Annotated in this window: 16 protein-coding genes and 2 tRNA genes; 10 read left to right on the top strand and 8 right to left on the bottom strand. The window is 46.4% G+C overall.

The window, feature by feature from the left end; genetic code table 11:
• The coding region (locus tag F8H35_RS05375; protein WP_472572516.1) for a MutS-related protein at positions 1-938 on the top strand (938 nt) is incomplete at its 5' end.
• On the opposite strand, the gene F8H35_RS05370 is transcribed toward F8H35_RS05375, so the two are convergent.
• From F8H35_RS05370 to rplM, 7 genes are all read right to left on the bottom strand, one after another.
• Complete coding sequence (locus F8H35_RS05370; protein WP_472572515.1) at positions 928-1449, bottom strand: hypothetical protein; 522 nt, start codon at positions 1447-1449, stop codon at positions 928-930. The two genes, F8H35_RS05375 and F8H35_RS05370, sit on opposite strands and share 11 nt — an antisense overlap.
• Before the next feature lie 46 nt (positions 1450-1495).
• Positions 1496-2038 carry a DUF996 domain-containing protein gene (locus tag F8H35_RS05365; protein ID WP_472572514.1) on the bottom strand — a complete coding sequence of 181 codons (543 nt, stop codon included), beginning with the start codon at positions 2036-2038 and terminating at the stop codon, positions 1496-1498.
• A 33-nt stretch (positions 2039-2071) separates the two neighbouring features.
• Positions 2072-3676 (bottom strand): citramalate synthase, encoded by a 1605-nt coding sequence (cimA, locus tag F8H35_RS05360; RefSeq protein ID WP_472572513.1) that lies wholly within the window; start codon positions 3674-3676, stop codon positions 2072-2074.
• A 318-nt stretch (positions 3677-3994) separates the two neighbouring features.
• Entirely contained in the window at positions 3995-5227 is a 1233-nt protein-coding gene (locus tag F8H35_RS05355) for an aspartate kinase (RefSeq protein WP_472572512.1), read from the bottom strand.
• A gap of 77 nt (positions 5228-5304) precedes the next feature.
• Positions 5305-6351 carry an N-acetyl-gamma-glutamyl-phosphate reductase gene (gene argC / locus F8H35_RS05350; protein ID WP_472572511.1) on the bottom strand — a complete coding sequence of 349 codons (1047 nt, stop codon included), beginning with the start codon at positions 6349-6351 and terminating at the stop codon, positions 5305-5307.
• Entirely contained in the window at positions 6323-6733 is a 411-nt protein-coding gene (gene rpsI, locus F8H35_RS05345) for a 30S ribosomal protein S9 (protein ID WP_472572510.1), read from the bottom strand. Before rpsI ends, argC begins: the two co-directional genes overlap by 29 nt.
• 11 nt (positions 6734-6744) lie before the next feature.
• The gene (gene rplM / locus F8H35_RS05340) at positions 6745-7173 is read right to left on the bottom strand and encodes a 50S ribosomal protein L13 (protein ID WP_472572509.1); all 429 of its coding nucleotides are present in this window, start codon (positions 7171-7173) and stop codon (positions 6745-6747) included.
• A gap of 122 nt (positions 7174-7295) precedes the next feature.
• On the opposite strand from rplM, the gene F8H35_RS05335 reads away from it, so the two are divergent.
• Both F8H35_RS05335 and F8H35_RS05330 read left to right on the top strand, forming a co-directional pair.
• Positions 7296-7390 (top strand) — tRNA-Ser (locus tag F8H35_RS05335).
• 41 nt (positions 7391-7431) lie between these two features.
• Entirely contained in the window at positions 7432-8268 is an 837-nt protein-coding gene (locus F8H35_RS05330; RefSeq protein WP_472572508.1) for a M23 family metallopeptidase, read from the top strand.
• Here F8H35_RS05330 and aroC read toward each other — a convergent pair.
• Positions 8265-9434: a chorismate synthase gene (gene aroC / locus F8H35_RS05325; protein ID WP_472572507.1), complete on the bottom strand. Its 1170-nt coding sequence runs from the start codon at positions 9432-9434 to the stop codon at positions 8265-8267. The two genes, F8H35_RS05330 and aroC, sit on opposite strands and share 4 nt — an antisense overlap.
• An 84-nt stretch (positions 9435-9518) precedes the next feature.
• On the opposite strand from aroC, the gene F8H35_RS05320 reads away from it, so the two are divergent.
• The 7 genes from F8H35_RS05320 to F8H35_RS05290 all read left to right on the top strand — a co-directional run bounded on the left by F8H35_RS05320 (position 9519) and on the right by F8H35_RS05290 (position 14902).
• Positions 9519-9595, top strand: a tRNA-Arg gene (locus F8H35_RS05320).
• A gap of 78 nt (positions 9596-9673) precedes the next feature.
• On the top strand, positions 9674-10045 hold the full coding sequence (gene rplS / locus F8H35_RS05315; protein WP_472572506.1) for a 50S ribosomal protein L19: 372 nt from the start codon (positions 9674-9676) through the stop codon (positions 10043-10045).
• A complete protein-coding gene (locus F8H35_RS05310; protein WP_472572505.1) occupies positions 10027-10731 on the top strand; it encodes a ribonuclease HII in 705 nt (234 codons plus the stop codon). The genes rplS and F8H35_RS05310 overlap by 19 nt, the downstream gene beginning before the upstream one ends.
• Positions 10673-10966, top strand: coding sequence for a YraN family protein (locus F8H35_RS05305; protein ID WP_472572504.1), 294 nt, complete (start codon positions 10673-10675; stop codon positions 10964-10966). The genes F8H35_RS05310 and F8H35_RS05305 overlap by 59 nt, the downstream gene beginning before the upstream one ends.
• Before the next feature lie 63 nt (positions 10967-11029).
• A complete protein-coding gene (gene infB, locus F8H35_RS05300; RefSeq protein WP_472572503.1) occupies positions 11030-13678 on the top strand; it encodes a translation initiation factor IF-2 in 2649 nt (882 codons plus the stop codon).
• Positions 13679-13680: 2 nt separating this feature from the next.
• Positions 13681-13968, top strand: coding sequence for a hypothetical protein (locus tag F8H35_RS05295; RefSeq protein WP_472572502.1), 288 nt, complete (start codon positions 13681-13683; stop codon positions 13966-13968).
• A 7-nt stretch (positions 13969-13975) separates the two neighbouring features.
• On the top strand, positions 13976-14902 hold the full coding sequence (locus F8H35_RS05290; protein ID WP_472572501.1) for a 1-phosphofructokinase family hexose kinase: 927 nt from the start codon (positions 13976-13978) through the stop codon (positions 14900-14902).
• Positions 14903-15112: the final 210 nt, after the last annotated feature.

Below are 15112 nucleotides of genomic sequence, written 5' to 3'. Positions count from 1 at the left end.
TTGCACAGGAGAGGGGCTACACAAAGCCTGAAATTACAGACTCTTACTCAGTTGAGATAAAGGGGGGAAGACACCCCGTTTTAGAAAAGTTCTTAGAGGACGAGTTCATTCCAAACGATACTTATCTAAACAGAAAAGAAAGGGTTCTCATAATAACCGGCCCGAACATGGGTGGAAAGTCCGTCTTCCTGAGGCAAACGGCACTAATAACGCTGATGGCTCAGATGGGCTCATTTGTTCCGGCTGAATTTGCAAGAGTTGGAGTTGTTGATAGGATATTTACAAGGGTTGGAGCTGCAGACAATCTGAGCCGTGGCCTTTCAACCTTTATGATGGAGATGGTTGAAACGGCAAACATACTGAAAAACGCAACAGAAAAGAGCCTTGTAATCTTAGACGAGATAGGAAGAGGAACCAGTACCTACGACGGAATGAGCATAGCAAGGGCTGTTGTTGAGTTCCTGGCAGAGAAAATTAGAGCGAAAACTCTCTTTGCGACTCACTATCACGAACTGACAGAGCTTGAAGGAGAAGTTGAAGGAGTAAAGAACTACCACGTTGAGGTTAAAGAGGTTGACGGGAAAATCCTCTTCACCCACAGGCTCCTCCCGGGGGCTTCTGAGAAGTCTTACGGAATCCACGTTGCAGAGCTTGCAGGACTTCCTAAAGAGGTCGTTGAGAGGGCAAGGGAAATCCTTGAGAGTTTAGAGAGGGAAGAGGGCAGGAGAGAAGAGAAAAGAGAGGAGCTCCCCCTCTTCTCAGTCGCAGAGAGAAAAGAGACCTACAGGGTGAAGGAAAAGGGAGAAATCCCCCCCGAAGTTAAACGGATTTTAGACGAAGTTGAAAGGGTTGAAATCTCTACAACCACTCCCCTTGAAGCCCTGATGCTCCTTGCAAGGCTGAAGGAACTCCTCAAAACTTACAACCTTAAAGGCTGAACCTTTCCTGAACCTGGCAGATTCTTCCTCTTAAAGACTCCATAAGCCTCTCAAGTTCCCTCAGGTAGAACTGGTAGTCTCTCTTGAGGTTGCGGAGCTCCCTCTCCAACTTCTCCTCTTCATCTAAGAGCCTGTTCTCCTCAAAGACCAGCTCCCTGTACTTTTGGCGGAGTTCCTCAATCTCCTCGCTGACCTTTTCTGCTCTCTCAACAAGTTTCCTCCTCTGTTCAGAGAGGACTTCATACTCCCTCGGAGAGTCTGCCTCGGCAAGGAGCTTCCGGTGGCGGGCGATCTTGTGGCGGAGCTCTGAAAGCTCGTGCTCTTTCTCCTTCAATTTCCTGAGAACTTCAAGAACCTCCTGCTCAACCTTTAAAAGCCTGCTCTTAACCTCTTCAAGGGCTTTCTCTTTCTCCTCAAGCTTCTTAAAGAGCTCGTCAATCTTCCTCTTTAAACTCTCAACGTGCTCGCCAAACCTCTCCACCTCTCCGGCCAGAGCTCTGATGCTCTCCATCGTCTCCCTCCTTAAAAGACTGCTTTAAATTTTATCCAATATTAATTTAGCTCTGACCGGAGCTTTCTACAACACTTCCGCTTTTCTTCTCCTCTGTTGTGAAGAACGCCACGGCAGAAAGTATCCAGCCAACCCACATCACTAAACTTCCAACGAGAATAATCATCAGAATTGCTCCCCAGAAGAGGAGCTTTCCAGCCCAGGCAAAGAGGGTATTACCCGTTAGAAGAGCTATCTCCTCAAAAGCCTGCTTTACGTAGTAGTTTCCGTAAACAGAGGAAGCGTAAACTATCAGTCCTCCAATTCCGGCAATGAGCCAGCTTAAAGCTCCAGAATTTCCCGCTGCAGCGGAACCGAATCCTGCAAACATAATAACCGCACCAACAATGCCACCGATGATGCTGACAAGAATTCCTTTAAGGAAAATGGAAAAGATTTCCCCTCTGCCCTCACCATCTGCAAACTGCTTAACCGCCACAATCAGGAGAATTAGTCCTGCAATACCTAAAACGGCTCCAAGGTAAGGGATAAAGCTCAGAACGAGAAAAAGAGAACCCAATCCCCCTAAAATCTTCACGTTGCTGTTCATAATTCCTCCCCAAAGGATTAGAAATTTCTTTTATTATACTTCTTTCTCCTCATCATCCTTCATAAGCTTGTACTTTATGGCATCGGCAAGAGCCAACCAGGAAGCCTCTATAACGTTTGGAGAAACTCCAACTGTTCCCCACTTTCTCTTACCGTCTGTTGACTCAATGAGAACCCTCGGAGACGCAGCAGTTCCGGCAGCCTCGTTGAGGATTCGGACTTTGTAGTCTGTAAGCTTCACCTCTTTTATTGACGGGTAGAACTTCTCAAGGGCTTTTCTGAGGGCTTTATCAAGAGCCTCCACGGGGCCTCTACCCTCTGCAGCAGTATGTTCAAACCTATCCTCTATCCCCCTCTCTTTTGCAATCTCTTCCGGAATTTCAACCTTTATCGTGGCCTCTGCGTAGGCTTCCTCGTTTTCAGACCTTTTCTCAGTTAGAACCCTGAAACCTTTTAGCTCAAAGTATTTTTTCGTAAGTCCTAAAGTTTCCTTCAAAAGGAGTTCAAAGGAACCTTCTGCCCCTTCAAAGTGGTAGCCCTGAGCTTCAAGCTCTTTAATCTTTTCAAGGATTTTTCTAACGGCGGGAGAGTCTTTGGAGAGCTCTATTCCAAGCTCTCTTGCCTTGCTGATGATGTTGCTCTTTCCAGAGAGCTCCGAAACCATAATCTTCCGCTTATTACCTACCTTTTCCGGCTCAATGTGCTCGTAGAGTCTTGGGTTTTTCTCAACGGCAGAAACGTGAACGCCGGCCTTGTGGGCAAAGGCGTTATCTCCAACGTAGGGCAGGTTTACAGGATGGGGGCGGTTGGAGAGCTCCGAAACTAACCTTGAAACCGAGTAAAGCTTCTTCAGGTTCTCCTCAGGTATTGACTTAACCTTCATCTTTAGAACTAAGTTTGGAATGATTGAACAGAGATTTGCGTTTCCTGTCCTCTCGCCCAAACCGTTTATAGTTCCCTGAACCTGAACAGCCCCTTTCCTTACAGCAATGAGGGAGTTAACAACTGCCATGTCTGAGTCATTGTGAGCGTGGATGCCAATAGGAGCCTTAACTCTTTCAAGAACAGCGTTTATTATCTCTTCAGTTTCATACCAGAGAGTCCCGCCGTTCGTATCACAGAGAACCAAACAGTCTGCTCCCGCCTCTTCAGCAACCAATAGAGTCTTTAAAGCATACTCCGGGTTGGACTTATAGCCGTCAAAGAAGTGCTCTGCATCAAAGAAAACTTCGTTAAAGTAGCGCTTTAGATACGAAATTGTGTCGTAAATGAGCTCTAAGTTCTCCTCAAGTGAAATTCCAAGCCCCTGAGTTGCGTGTAAATCCCACGACTTTCCAAAAACCGTAACTGCGGGAACTTCTGTTTTTACAAGCTGCTGGATGTTGGCATCTTCCTCTATCTTTAAACCCTTCCTCTTTGTTGAGCTGAACGCAACGATTTTTGCGTTCTTTAAATCAAGCCCTCTAACGGCTTCAAAGTATGCAAGGTCTTTCGGGTTTGAACCGGGCCAGCCACCCTCTATGTAATGAATTCCAAGGTCGTCTAAAGCCTGAGTTATCCTGAGCTTATCCTCTAAAGAGAAGGAGACTCCCCTTGTCTGAGCTCCATCTCTAAGGGTTGTGTCGTATATGTAAACCATACCCATTTCTCCTCTACTTTGCTTCCTTTCCCCGATAAAATGCTATAAAACCGGTAACAAGGAAAAACGTAAGAACGATAAGAAATACTAAAACCAAAGAGACAGCCTCTTCACTCACCATCAAGTTCCTCAGTAAGGTTAATCATGTAGCGCCATAGCATAATTAAAATTACTCCGAGCCATACAGTAGAAACAGCCCCTATTATTGCCTATAAATCAGCACGTCCACGGGAAAGAGAAGCGACAGAAGCTCCTCCAATAAGAGTCATCAAAACAAAAAGGCTCTTAAAGACTTCCTTATAGATTCCAATCTTTTCTTTAACGCTCTCTCTCATCCTTATCAAGTCCGAAAGCCTCGTGGAGAACACGAACGGCAAGCTCTGTAAACTTCTCATCAATTATGCAGGAAATCTTTATCTCAGAGGTTGAAATCATCAGAATGTTGATCCCGTACTTGGCAAGGGTTTCAAAGACTTTCCCGGCAACACCTGCGTGGCTCCTCATCCCAAGGCCGACAATGGAAACTTTTGCAATTTTGTCGTCCCTTATAACGCCCCTTGCTCCAATTTCTTTCGCAACCTCTTTTGTTATCTTCTCAGCCTTTGGAGCGTCGTTCTTCTCAACTGTGAATGAAATGTCTGTGTAGCCGTCAACGGAGACGTTCTGGACAATCATGTCAACGGGAATGTTGGCCTCGGCAAGGGCGTCAAATAGCTTTGCAGCAATTCCTGGCTTGTCTGGAACCCTCTCAACCGTAATTCTTGCCTCGTTCTTGTTGTGGGCAATACCCCTTACAACAACCCTTTCCATCGTCTCATCTTCCTCCTTAATAAGCGTTCCCTCATCCTCTGCAAACGTACTCCTCACTCTCAACGGAACACTGTACTTCATTGCAAACTCAACAGATCTTATCTGAAGGACTTTCGCACCTAATGAGGCAAGCTCTAACATCTCCTCGTAGGAGAGAACCGGAATTCTTCTTGCTTCCGGAACTATTCTCGGGTCTGCAGTGTAAACTCCGTCAACGTCTGTGTAGATGTCGCACCTGTCGGCCTTAAGGGCTGCAGCTATTGCAACGGCAGAAGTGTCGGAACCTCCCCTTCCAAGGGTTGTTATGTCTCCCTCATCTGTAATTCCTTGAAATCCTGTAATTACAACGATTTTCCCATCTTTCAGCTGCTTCATAATCCGGTCTGTATCTATTTCTAAAATCCTTGCCTTTGTAAAGGCCTTATCTGTCTTAATTCCTGCCTGCCAGCCGGAGAGTGCAACTGCCGGGTAGCCCATGTGGTTAAGGGCAATTGAGAGGAGACCTGCAGATACCTGCTCCCCCGTTGACACAACAAAGTCCATATCTCTCTCGTTGGGCTCATCGGTTATTGACTTAACAAGGTTTATGAGCCTATCTGTCTCCCCTGCCATTGCAGAAACAACAACAACAACGTCGTTTCCCTTCTCCTTTTCCTTTATTACTTTCTGGGCTACTTTATTAACAATCCTGTCTATACTTCCCATGGAGGTCCCGCCGAACTTCTGAACAACCAATGCCATAAAACTTCCTCCGGGATTTGATTAAGTTAAGGGTAGATTATATTTTGATTTGTTTAAAGGAACAACTAAAAAGAGAGTTAGATCCACTGGCTGAAAATTTTAAGGCCGGTGGTTTCAGGAAAGCCGCAAGAAACGTTCATGTTCTGAACGGCCTGTGACGAAGCTCCCTTCCCGATGTTGTCTATCGCAGAGATGACAAGTGCAAGGCCGGTTGACTCTTCTTTTGTCACGTAGATATCGCAGAAGTTCGTTCCGGCAACCTCTTTTGTGTTAGGTGGCTCTTTCCTGAGCCTTACGAAGAATTCGTTTCTGTAGAACTCTTCGTAAACGAAGAGGAGTTCCTCTTTGCTCGCCTCAGTTTTAAAGTAAGCGGTTGTGAGAATTCCTCTGTTCATTGGAACCAGATGGGGGGTAAACCTGACAGCAGGGAGGTTTAACTTCTCAGCAATTTCGTAAGAATGTCTGTGTCCCTCAACAGAGTAGGCCTTAAAACCCTCGTTAACCTCGCAGAAGAGGAGTGAAAGGTTTGCCTTCCTTCCCGCTCCCGTAACGCCTGATTTACTGTCAACGATAACAGGGCAGGAGCTGTCTATTAAACTTTTTTTAACCGCCGGGTAGAGCCCAAGGATTGCGCTTGTAGGATAGCAACCGGGATTTGCAATTATCCTCTTTTTCTTTATCTCTTCCCTGTTTATCTCTGGAAGACCGTAGGAGGCCTCTCTGAATAGCTCTTTGGCCATGTGCTCAACGCCATAAACTTTTTCGTAAGTTTCAGGGTTTGAAAATCTAAAGTCTGCGCTGAAATCAATAATCTTCAGATCTTCTTTTGCGTAAAAGAGTTCTTTCACAATGGGAAACGAAGCTCTGTGTGGAAGACAGAGGAAGACAACGTCTGCCTGAGATATCCTTTCAGGAGAGTATTCTTCAAATGTGAGGTTTTCAAAGGGAGCTCTGATAAAGTGGGGAAAAACCTCAGTTAACCGTTTTCCTGCAAACTGGCGGGAGGTTATAGAGATAACTTCCACGTAAGGGTGGAGTGAAAGGAGGCGGAGGAGCTCCGCCCCCGTATATCCAGAAGCGCCAACAACGGCAACCTTAACGCTTTGACCACTGGTACCTTGCACGGGCTCCCCTCTGTCCGTACTTCTTCCTCTCCTTGATACGGGCATCACGGGTCAGGAATCCAGCCTTCTTGAGTGTTGGCCTGAGCTCAGGGTTGAACGCAAGGAGAGCCTTTGCAATGCCGTACTTTACAGCGTCTGCCTGAGCAGACTTTCCGCCACCTTTAAGAGTGCAGAGAACGTCAAATCTTCCGTTCGTCCCTGTAACGTCAAAGGGCTGTTGCATTATTTTCAGAAGTGCAAGCCTTCCAAAGTATTCTTCAGCAGGAATCTCTTTCTTCTTTGAAACCCTTACTACTATTTTACCTTCGCCGTTGGGTATGAGCCAAACTCTTGCTATTGCAGTTTTCCTCTTTCCCGTTCCGTAGTATCTAACTTCAGCCATTATCTCCTCCGTTAAAGCTCAAGGGGTTTGGGGTTCTGTGCTTTGTGGGGATGTCCTGGCCCTGCGTAAACCTTGAGCCTCTTCATTCTCCTGTCCCTGAGCTTGTTCTTTGGAAGCATTCCCCTAACCGCAAGCCTGATAACCTCTTCAGGCTTTTTCTGGAGCATCTCTCTGAGGGTTGTCTCTTTTAGGCCTCCAGGGTAGCCTGTGTGCCTGTAGTAGATCTTCTGGTTGAGTTTTTTACCTGTCGCGTGGATTTTCTCTGCGTTGATAACAACTACAAAGTCTCCGCCGTCAACGTGGGGAGTGTAGGTGGGCTTGTGCTTACCCATTAAAATCTTTGCAATCTCAGAGGCTAAACGGCCAAGAGTTTTCCCTGTGGCGTCAACTAAATACCACTCCCTCTGAACGTCCTCCTTCCTCTGCATAAAGGTTTTCATCTGTTTCCTCCAGACAAATGGCGTTTTGTTTTAACGCCGAAAATGTAGCGGGCAGCGGAAATTTACTAAAGGAGTTCTGGCTTGTCAACCTTATTTAAATAGACTATATTTGCTCTCTGCACGGAGGGGTGCCCGAGCCTGGCTGAAGGGGCACGATTGGAAATCGTGTGTACCCCCACAAGGGGTACCGCGGGTTCGAATCCCGCCCCCTCCGCCACTCAATAAAAAATACAAATCAAAACTGGTAAAATCCCCAGTATGAAAACAGCGTTTAAAACCATTTTCTTACTGCTAACACTTCTTTTATCTGTATCTTACGGAAAATCCGTTGAACTCTACCTGCCGTTTACGTATCCTGGAAGCCTTGGGAAGTTTGAGGTTGACCGGCCTGTAAAGAAGTTAAAGGTTGTTTTAGGATACAAGGGAAAGCGTTACGTTTTTAAAAGCGTGAACGGAGCGAAAGAGGTTTTCTTTGTCATTCCATACAGAGTTCAGAAAGGAATTTTCTCACTGTCCCTCTATAAAAATGGAAGGAGAATGTTTTTTAAATTAGAAAGGGTAAAACCAAAACATTACAGAGTTTCAAGAATATGGGTAAAGACAAGGCCTTTAAAGGGAGAACTTCTGAAGAGGGTCGTAAGGGAAAGCAGGCTGCTGAGAAGGATTTTCCACCAGATCACTCCTAAAAAGTTCAAAGAAGAGAAGCTTTACCCTCCCTTGAAGAATCTCTCTATCTCCACTCCTTTCGGAGCAAGAAGGATAATTAACGGGAAGAAGCGCTCAATCCACTGGGGAACTGACTTTAGAGCTAAAAGAGGAACTCCTGTTCACGCTGCCCTTTCAGGGAAAGTTGTTCTGGCAAAGAATCTCTACTTTACAGGGAACACGGTAATCATTGACCACGGCCTTGGGATCCACACCCTCTATGCCCACCTCTCAAAATTAACCGTTAAGGAAGGACAATTCGTAAAGGCAGGGCAGGTTATCGGGAAAGTGGGATCAACAGGAAGGTCAACGGGCCCGCACCTCCACTTCGGTTTTTACGTTGAAGGGGAGAGGGCAGACCCGATGATTGTTATGAAAGAGAGGCTCTAACGGCTCGTAACTTCTCTTCTGTAGTCTTCCCACCACCTCTTTAAACGGTTGAAGTCTGAAGCCGGAAACTCCTCTAAAACGGCAGAGAGGAGGCTTATTGCAAGCATCGCTTCAGCAACAACAGATGCTGCCGGAACTGCACAGACGTCAGACCTCTCAATTGATGCCTCAAAGGGTTCTTTGGTCTTTATATCAACACTCCTTAACGGGTTGTAGAGAGTGGGAATCGGCTTCATTGCAGCCCTTACGATTATGGGCTCTCCGTTTGTCATTCCCCCCTCAAGACCTCCAGCCCTGTTGGTTTCCCTGTAAAAGCCCTTTTCCTTAGAGTAGAAGATCTCATCGTGAACTTTTGACCCGGGGAGCTCCGCCCCCCTAAAACCGAGCCCAATTTCTACTCCCTTAATTGCCTGAATAGACATTATGGCCTGGGCTATTTTGCCGTCCAACCTTTTGTCCCATTGGGTGTGTGCTCCAATTCCCGGGGGCATACCTGTCGCAAAAACGACAAAGGTTCCCCCTAAACTCTCTCCCTTTTTCCTCGCTTTGTCTATCTCTTCTTTAAAGAGGTAGTCCTTTTCGGGAACGGGAATCCGAACCTCCGATTCCTCAGCTCTTTTAAACTTTTCGGTTAAGGGGAGCTCCTCAATTTCTTTCTCTTCAATTTTTATAGGGCCGATTGAAATAACGTAACTTCCAATCTCTACGCCGAGCTCCCTTAAAATGTTCTTACAGAGAGCTCCCGCAGCAACCCTCCCTGCAGTCTCTCTGGCTGAAGACCTCTCTAAAACGTTCCTTATATCGTTAAAGCCGAACTTCAGAACTCCAGGAAGGTCTGCATGGCCGGGGCGGGGTCTTGTAACCCGCTTTTCAGGAGGGAGCTCCCCCGGCTCCGGTTTCATTATCTCTTCCCAGTTTTTATAGTCTTTGTTCCAGACGGCCATCAGAATCGGGCTTCCAAGGGTCTTACCGAGCCTCACTCCAGAGAGGAATTCAACCCTGTCTCTCTCAATTTTCATCCTACCGCCCCGGCCGTAACCGCTCTGACGCCTTGAGAGCTCTCCGTTTATAAAGTCAAAGTCAAGAGAGAAGTTTGCAGGAATTCCCTCAAGGTAGGCAAAAATTCCCTTGCCGTGGCTCTCACCAGCCGTAAAAAACCTTAACATCCAAAGCCTCCAGCTCAAATTTGGTAAATTATCAAAAACAGCGTTGACACTTCTAATTGCACGGCCTATTTTACCTACTGCCGTGCGCCCGTAGCTCAGTAGGATAGAGCGCGAGATTCCTAATCTCGAGGTCGCAGGTTCGAATCCTGCCGGGCGCACCATTTTTTTTATTCCTTGACTTTTTAAAAACTTCCTATAAAATCACGCCGCACAAATCGGCATTAGGCGGAGGTTTCACTATGGCTGGGCTTGACGAACTCATAAGAGCAGTTCAGGAAAAATATACTCAAAAAGAGATACCCGATTTCAGGGTTGGGGACACAGTAAGGGTTCACGTAAAGATTAAAGAGGGTGACAAGGAGAGGATCCAGGCCTTTGAAGGAGTTGTGATAAGGAAGAGAGGCTCTGGAACAGACGCTACATTTACTGTCAGGAAGGTATCCTACGGAGTAGGAATAGAGAGAACTTTCCCTCTCTACGCTCCGGTTGTTGAGAAGATAGAAGTTCTCAAGAGAGGTATCGTAAGAAGGGCAAGGCTCTACTACCTAAGAGAGAGGAGGGGTAAAGCTGCCCGCATTAAAGAGAAGAAGGAGTGGATGACCAAAAAGTAATCCTCTCAATAGAGAAAAGCCTCTGGAATAAAGGCTATAAACTCGTTGCAGGGATTGACGAGGCGGGAAGGGGCCCCTTAGCAGGGCCGGTTGTGGCAGCAGCCGTTGTCTTCCCGCAGAGCGTCAATCCTTTTTTATTTAAAGATTCTAAAAAGTTAAAAGAGAGGGAGAGGAGAGAGCTCTTCTACAGGATCTTTGAAAGCGCAATTTCCGTTAGCGTAGGGTTTGCAGACTCAACAGAAATAGACGAGATAAACATCTACAGAGCAACCATTCTGGCAGCAAAGAGGGCAGTTGAAGAGCTCTCAGTTGAACCGGATTTCTTCATAACGGACTACCTGAAAATTCCGGAGTTTGCAGGTAGAATTCTTGCAATTCCCAAAGGAGATGAGAGGAGCTTTTCCTGCGCCTGCGCAAGCGTTGTCGCAAAGGTAACGAGGGACTACATAATGGAAGAACTTGCGAAAATTTTTCCTGGCTACAGTTTTGAAAGGCATAAGGGATACCCAACAAAGGCACACATAAAAGCGATAAAAGAGTTCGGAATAACGCCGATACACAGGAGGAGCTTTGGGAAGGTCTCAGGAGAGAGGAAGAGAGGGGGAGGAGATAGCTTCCCGTTATCTGTTGAGGAGAGGCTACTCTATTATAAGGAGAAACTACAGGAGCTCCTTCGGAGAGGTTGACATAATCGCCTACGACCCTTCCACAGAAACACTTGTGTTTGTTGAGGTTAAACACAGAAAGGCAAATTCACTGAGTTCTCCACTTGAGTCAATAACTCCATTAAAAGTAGAGAGAATAAAAAAGACGGCACTTCAATTTCTATCTGAAACCACAGTTAACTACTCATCGGTCAGGTTTGACGCAATCTCAGTGATTGATGGTCAGGTAGAGGAACACTTAGAGAACGCTTTTTAAACCTTGTTGCTATAATTTGCCAGCCGTCTATATTAAGGCTTAACCGTTTCAGGAGGTTTCGTTTTGGCAAAGGTAAGGGTTCATCAGCTTGCAAAAGAGCTCGGAATGTCCTCAAAAGAGCTCATAGAGAAACTTAGAGAAGAGCTTGACATAAACGTAAAGAGTGCTCAGTCAAGTCTTGATGAAAAGCAGGTAAGAATAGTTAAAGAGTTCCTGCAGCCTGTTGTAGTAGTTGAGAAAAAAGAGGAAGAGAAGGCTCCTCCAGTTCGTGAGAAGAGAGAGGAGCTCCCGGTTGAGGCTGTTGAGACTCAACCAAAAGAGGAGCAGAAGGAAGAGGTAAAAGTTCCGGAAGAGACAGTTGAGAAGAAGGAAACTGTTGAAGCTAAAGAGGAGAAAAAACCAGAAGAAAAAGTAGAGAAGCCGGCAGAAGAGAAGAGAGAAGAGAGACCTAAGAAGAGTTCTGAGGTAAGAATCCTCTCTCCAGAGGAGCTTGCAAGGAGGAGGCGCCGCAGAAGACCAAGGAGAGAAGAAGGGGAAAAGCGCCAGCCCAGGGAAAGGAGAGAGAGAGCTCCCCGCCAGCAGAGGGAAAGAAGGCGCCATGAAAGGTCTCAGAGGAAGCCTGCCGGAAAACCTGTTGATGAAAAGGTTACGAGGGAACAGCTTGAGAAGTTGGTAGCCTCAACAAAAGAGGCCCGTGAAAAAGAGAAAGAGAAACCGAGAACACAGGAAGAGATACTTGCCCAGAAGAAGAGGGAACAGAAGGAGCTTGAGGATCAGAAGAAGTTTGAAGAGCTCATGAGGAGAATTGAGGAAAAAAACAGGGCAAAGAAGAAAAAGAGGAAGAAGAAAAAGAAAGAGGAAGTTGTTGAAGAGGTGCCCTTTGAGGAGCTCTCTGAAGAGGAACAGCTCCAGAGACTCATTGAGGAAGAGGAAAGGGCTAAAACCGTTGTCATTCCAGAAGTTATCTCCGTCCGTGAGTTTGCGGAGAAGCTTGGAGTTGAACCAAACCAGCTTCTTCAGGACTTAATAGCTCTTGGAAAGTTCGTCGCAATCAACCAGCCGATAGACTTTGAAACTGCTCAGAAAGTTGCAGAGAAGTACGGAAAGGTAGTTAAGCTTGAAGGTGCTGAAGAGGAAGAGGCTGCCCTTGAAGCGGAGCTCCAGGAGACCCCAGACAGGGAAGAAGACCTCCAGCCAAGGCCTCCCGTCATCACAGTTATGGGACATGTTGACCACGGGAAAACAACCCTCCTTGACTACATAAGGAACACAAGAGTTGCAGAGAGGGAAGCTGGAGGAATCACGCAGCACATAGGAGCTTCTGTAGTTGAAGCAGAGACCAGCGAAGGAAAGAAGAAACTCGTATTCCTTGATACTCCCGGCCACGAAGCCTTTACGGCTATGAGGGCAAGGGGAGCTCAGGTAACAGACATTGCAGTTCTTGTGGTTGCAGCAGACGATGGCGTAATGCCCCAGACGGTTGAAGCCATTAACCACGCAAAGGCTGCAGGAGTTCCGATAATTGTTGCAATAAACAAGATAGATAAACCGGGAGCAAACCCCGAAAGGGTCAAGCAGGAACTGACACAGCACGGCCTCATCCCTGAAGACTGGGGCGGTGATACAGTAATGGTTCCGGTATCTGCCAAAACGGGAGAGGGAGTTGACGAGCTCCTTGAGATGATAGCCCTCCAGGCAGACATAATGGAACTGAAGGCCAACCCCAACAAGCCTGCAAGAGGAGTTGTATTAGAGGCCAAGCTGGACAAGAAGAGAGGCCCTGTTGCAACGCTCTTAGTTCAGAACGGAACGTTAAAAGTTGGAGACGCCATCGTTGCTGGCCTCTACGCCGGAAAAGTGAGAGCAATGTTTGACGATAAGGGAAGACCTGTTAAGGAGGCAGGCCCTGCAACGCCGGTTGAAATCTTAGGCCTTGAGGACGTTCCCCTTGCAGGAGACAAGTTCTACGTAGTTGAGTCCTTGGAGAAGGCAAGGGAGATAGCGGCAAAAAGGCAGGAACTTGCAAGACAGTCTGCCCTTGAGAGGGAAAAGAGAGTCAGCCTTGAAGACCTCTTCAGCCAAATGCAGGCAGGAGAGGTCAAGGAGCTCAACGTTGTTCTCAAAGCAGATGCCCAGGGTTCAATAGAGGCCATAAGGAAGTCCTTAGAAGAGCTCTCAACCGACGAGGTTAAGGTAAACGTGATCCACGCAGGTGTTGGCCCCATAACAGAGAACGACGTAATGCTCGCAGCAGCTTCAAACGCAATCGTTATAGGCTTCAACGTCCGCCCAGACTCAGCAGCCCGTAAGGCGGCAGAGAGGGAAAAGGTTGATGTAAGGACATACAGGGTCATCTACGACATAGTTGACGAGATTAAGAAGGCTATGGAAGGTCTTTTAGAGCCAGAGGAAAAAGAGGTTTACCTCGGGTCTGCCGAAGTCCGTGCAACGTTTAAAGTTCCAAAGGTTGGAACAGTTGCAGGTTGCTACGTAAGGGATGGAGTTATAAGGAGAAACGCAAACGTCCGCCTTGTAAGGGACGGAGTAGTTATCTACGACGGAAAAATAGCTTCCCTCAAGAGGTTTAAAGAGGACGTTAAAGAAGTTCCAGCAGGATACGAATGTGGTGTAGGTCTTGAGAACTTCAACGACATCAAGGTGGGAGACATCATAGAGTGCTATACTATAGAAAAGGTTAAGAGAGAGATGTAGAGTTGGAGAAGGCAAAGAAAGACCTAAAGGAAACTTACGAGAAATATTTAAACGAGGGCCTCAGCAGGGAGGAGGCCCTATCTAAAACCATTTTCGAAGTTCGGGAAAGACACGAGCCGGAAGCCTTTAAAGAGGCACTTAAAGAGTTCTTGAAAGAGATTCTTGACTCTTTTTCACTGGAAAACTGGTCTGAAGAAGACCCTGTTATGGGTGTAATTGAGGCAGCCTACGGAGAATGGGAAGTTCTATGGCCGAAGATAAAAGCTCTCTTTGAGAAGAGGGAAAAGTGAGGAGGGAATGTTACTCTCTCTCTGTCCAAATCCGTGCCTTGACGTTTACTACTACACGGGAGTTTTGAAAGAGGACGACACCAATAGGGTTGAAAACCCTCTACTCTCTCCGGGAGGAAAGGGGGTAAATGCCGCAAGGGTTATTGCCCGCTTTTGCGACGAATCCTACCTTGCACTGCCCCTTGGAGGCTGTATAGGAAGGTGTGTGAAGGAGCTCCTTGAGAAAGAGGGAGTCTCATCCATAATTGTTGACATTTCTGCCGAAACGAGAGTCAATACAATTTTAGAACAGAAGGCAAAAGGGAAACATATACTTATTGCAGCAAGGGGAGCTCCCCTAACAGAAGAAGAGCTGGAAAAACTTAAAGAGACGGTCTGCACGTGTTATGAGCCGGAAGTTTTAATCTTAGGAGGAAGTATTCCGCCGGGAATAAGGGAAACGTTCTACGGGGAAATAGTAGAGAACTATAAAGGAACAAAAACAAAGGTGATAGTTGATGCCGACGGGGAGCTCCTTAAAAAAGCCGTTGAGAAAGGTCCTTTTGCAATAAAACCAAACAAATATGAACTTGAAAGGCTTGTTGGCCACCCGCTCTACTCCTTAGAAGACATAGTAGAAGCTGCAGAGAGCGTCAGAAACAGGGGAGTAAAAGTCGTTATAGTATCCTTAGGGGAGTTCGGAGCTCTCTGCGTATCAGATGACGGAGTTTTCCGGGCAGTTCCGCCAAGGGTTGAGGTTAAAAATACAGTAGGAGCAGGAGATTCCTTAGTTGGGGGGTTCGCCTACGCACTCTATTCGGGAAAAGGGATACCTGAGGCTCTGCAGTTTGGCGTAGCCTGTGGAACAGCAACAGTAACGGAGGAAGGAACGAAACTTTGCAGACCAGAAAAGGTAACTGCTCTCGTTAAATTAACAAAGATAGAAGCACTTTAAACTTAGAAAGGTTAAAAATCATGATAAGAGAAAACATAGTAGAAAATAGCGATTTCAGATTTAGAGCAAAAGCATTCGTTATTTTCTCACTGATATTTATTCTGTTCCTGTCATTTGACATCTTAGTTGATTTTTATATCCATAAGAACCTTACCAACGTATTCTATTATGTTGAAATGTTAGGAGCTATTCTAATAACATTAAATCTTA

Source organism: Thermovibrio sp., assembly GCA_015488335.1.
Classification (GTDB): domain Bacteria; phylum Aquificota; class Aquificia; order Desulfurobacteriales; family Desulfurobacteriaceae; genus Balnearium.
Note: the sequence above shows the minus strand (reverse complement) of the source record. Positions and strands in the feature narration are given on the sequence as shown.

Bases quoted from the DNA above. Each gene is read 5' to 3' on its own strand.
- rpsI (WP_472572510.1), bottom strand. From the start codon at position 6,733: ATGGCTGAAGTTAGATACTACGGAACGGGAAAGAGGAAAACTGCAATA.
- cimA (WP_472572513.1), bottom strand. From the start codon at position 3,676: ATGGTTTACATATACGACACAACCCTTAGAGATGGAGCTCAGACAAGG.
- F8H35_RS05370 (WP_472572515.1), bottom strand. From the start codon at position 1,449: ATGGAGAGCATCAGAGCTCTGGCCGGAGAGGTGGAGAGGTTTGGCGAG.
- F8H35_RS05355 (WP_472572512.1), bottom strand. From the start codon at position 5,227: ATGGCATTGGTTGTTCAGAAGTTCGGCGGGACCTCCATGGGAAGTATA.
- F8H35_RS05365 (WP_472572514.1), bottom strand. From the start codon at position 2,038: ATGAACAGCAACGTGAAGATTTTAGGGGGATTGGGTTCTCTTTTTCTC.
- rplM (WP_472572509.1), bottom strand. From the start codon at position 7,173: ATGAAAACCTTTATGCAGAGGAAGGAGGACGTTCAGAGGGAGTGGTAT.
- F8H35_RS05290 (WP_472572501.1), top strand. From the start codon at position 13,976: ATGTTACTCTCTCTCTGTCCAAATCCGTGCCTTGACGTTTACTACTAC.
- rplS (WP_472572506.1), top strand. From the start codon at position 9,674: ATGGCTGGGCTTGACGAACTCATAAGAGCAGTTCAGGAAAAATATACT.
- F8H35_RS05330 (WP_472572508.1), top strand. From the start codon at position 7,432: ATGAAAACAGCGTTTAAAACCATTTTCTTACTGCTAACACTTCTTTTA.
- aroC (WP_472572507.1), bottom strand. From the start codon at position 9,434: ATGTTAAGGTTTTTTACGGCTGGTGAGAGCCACGGCAAGGGAATTTTT.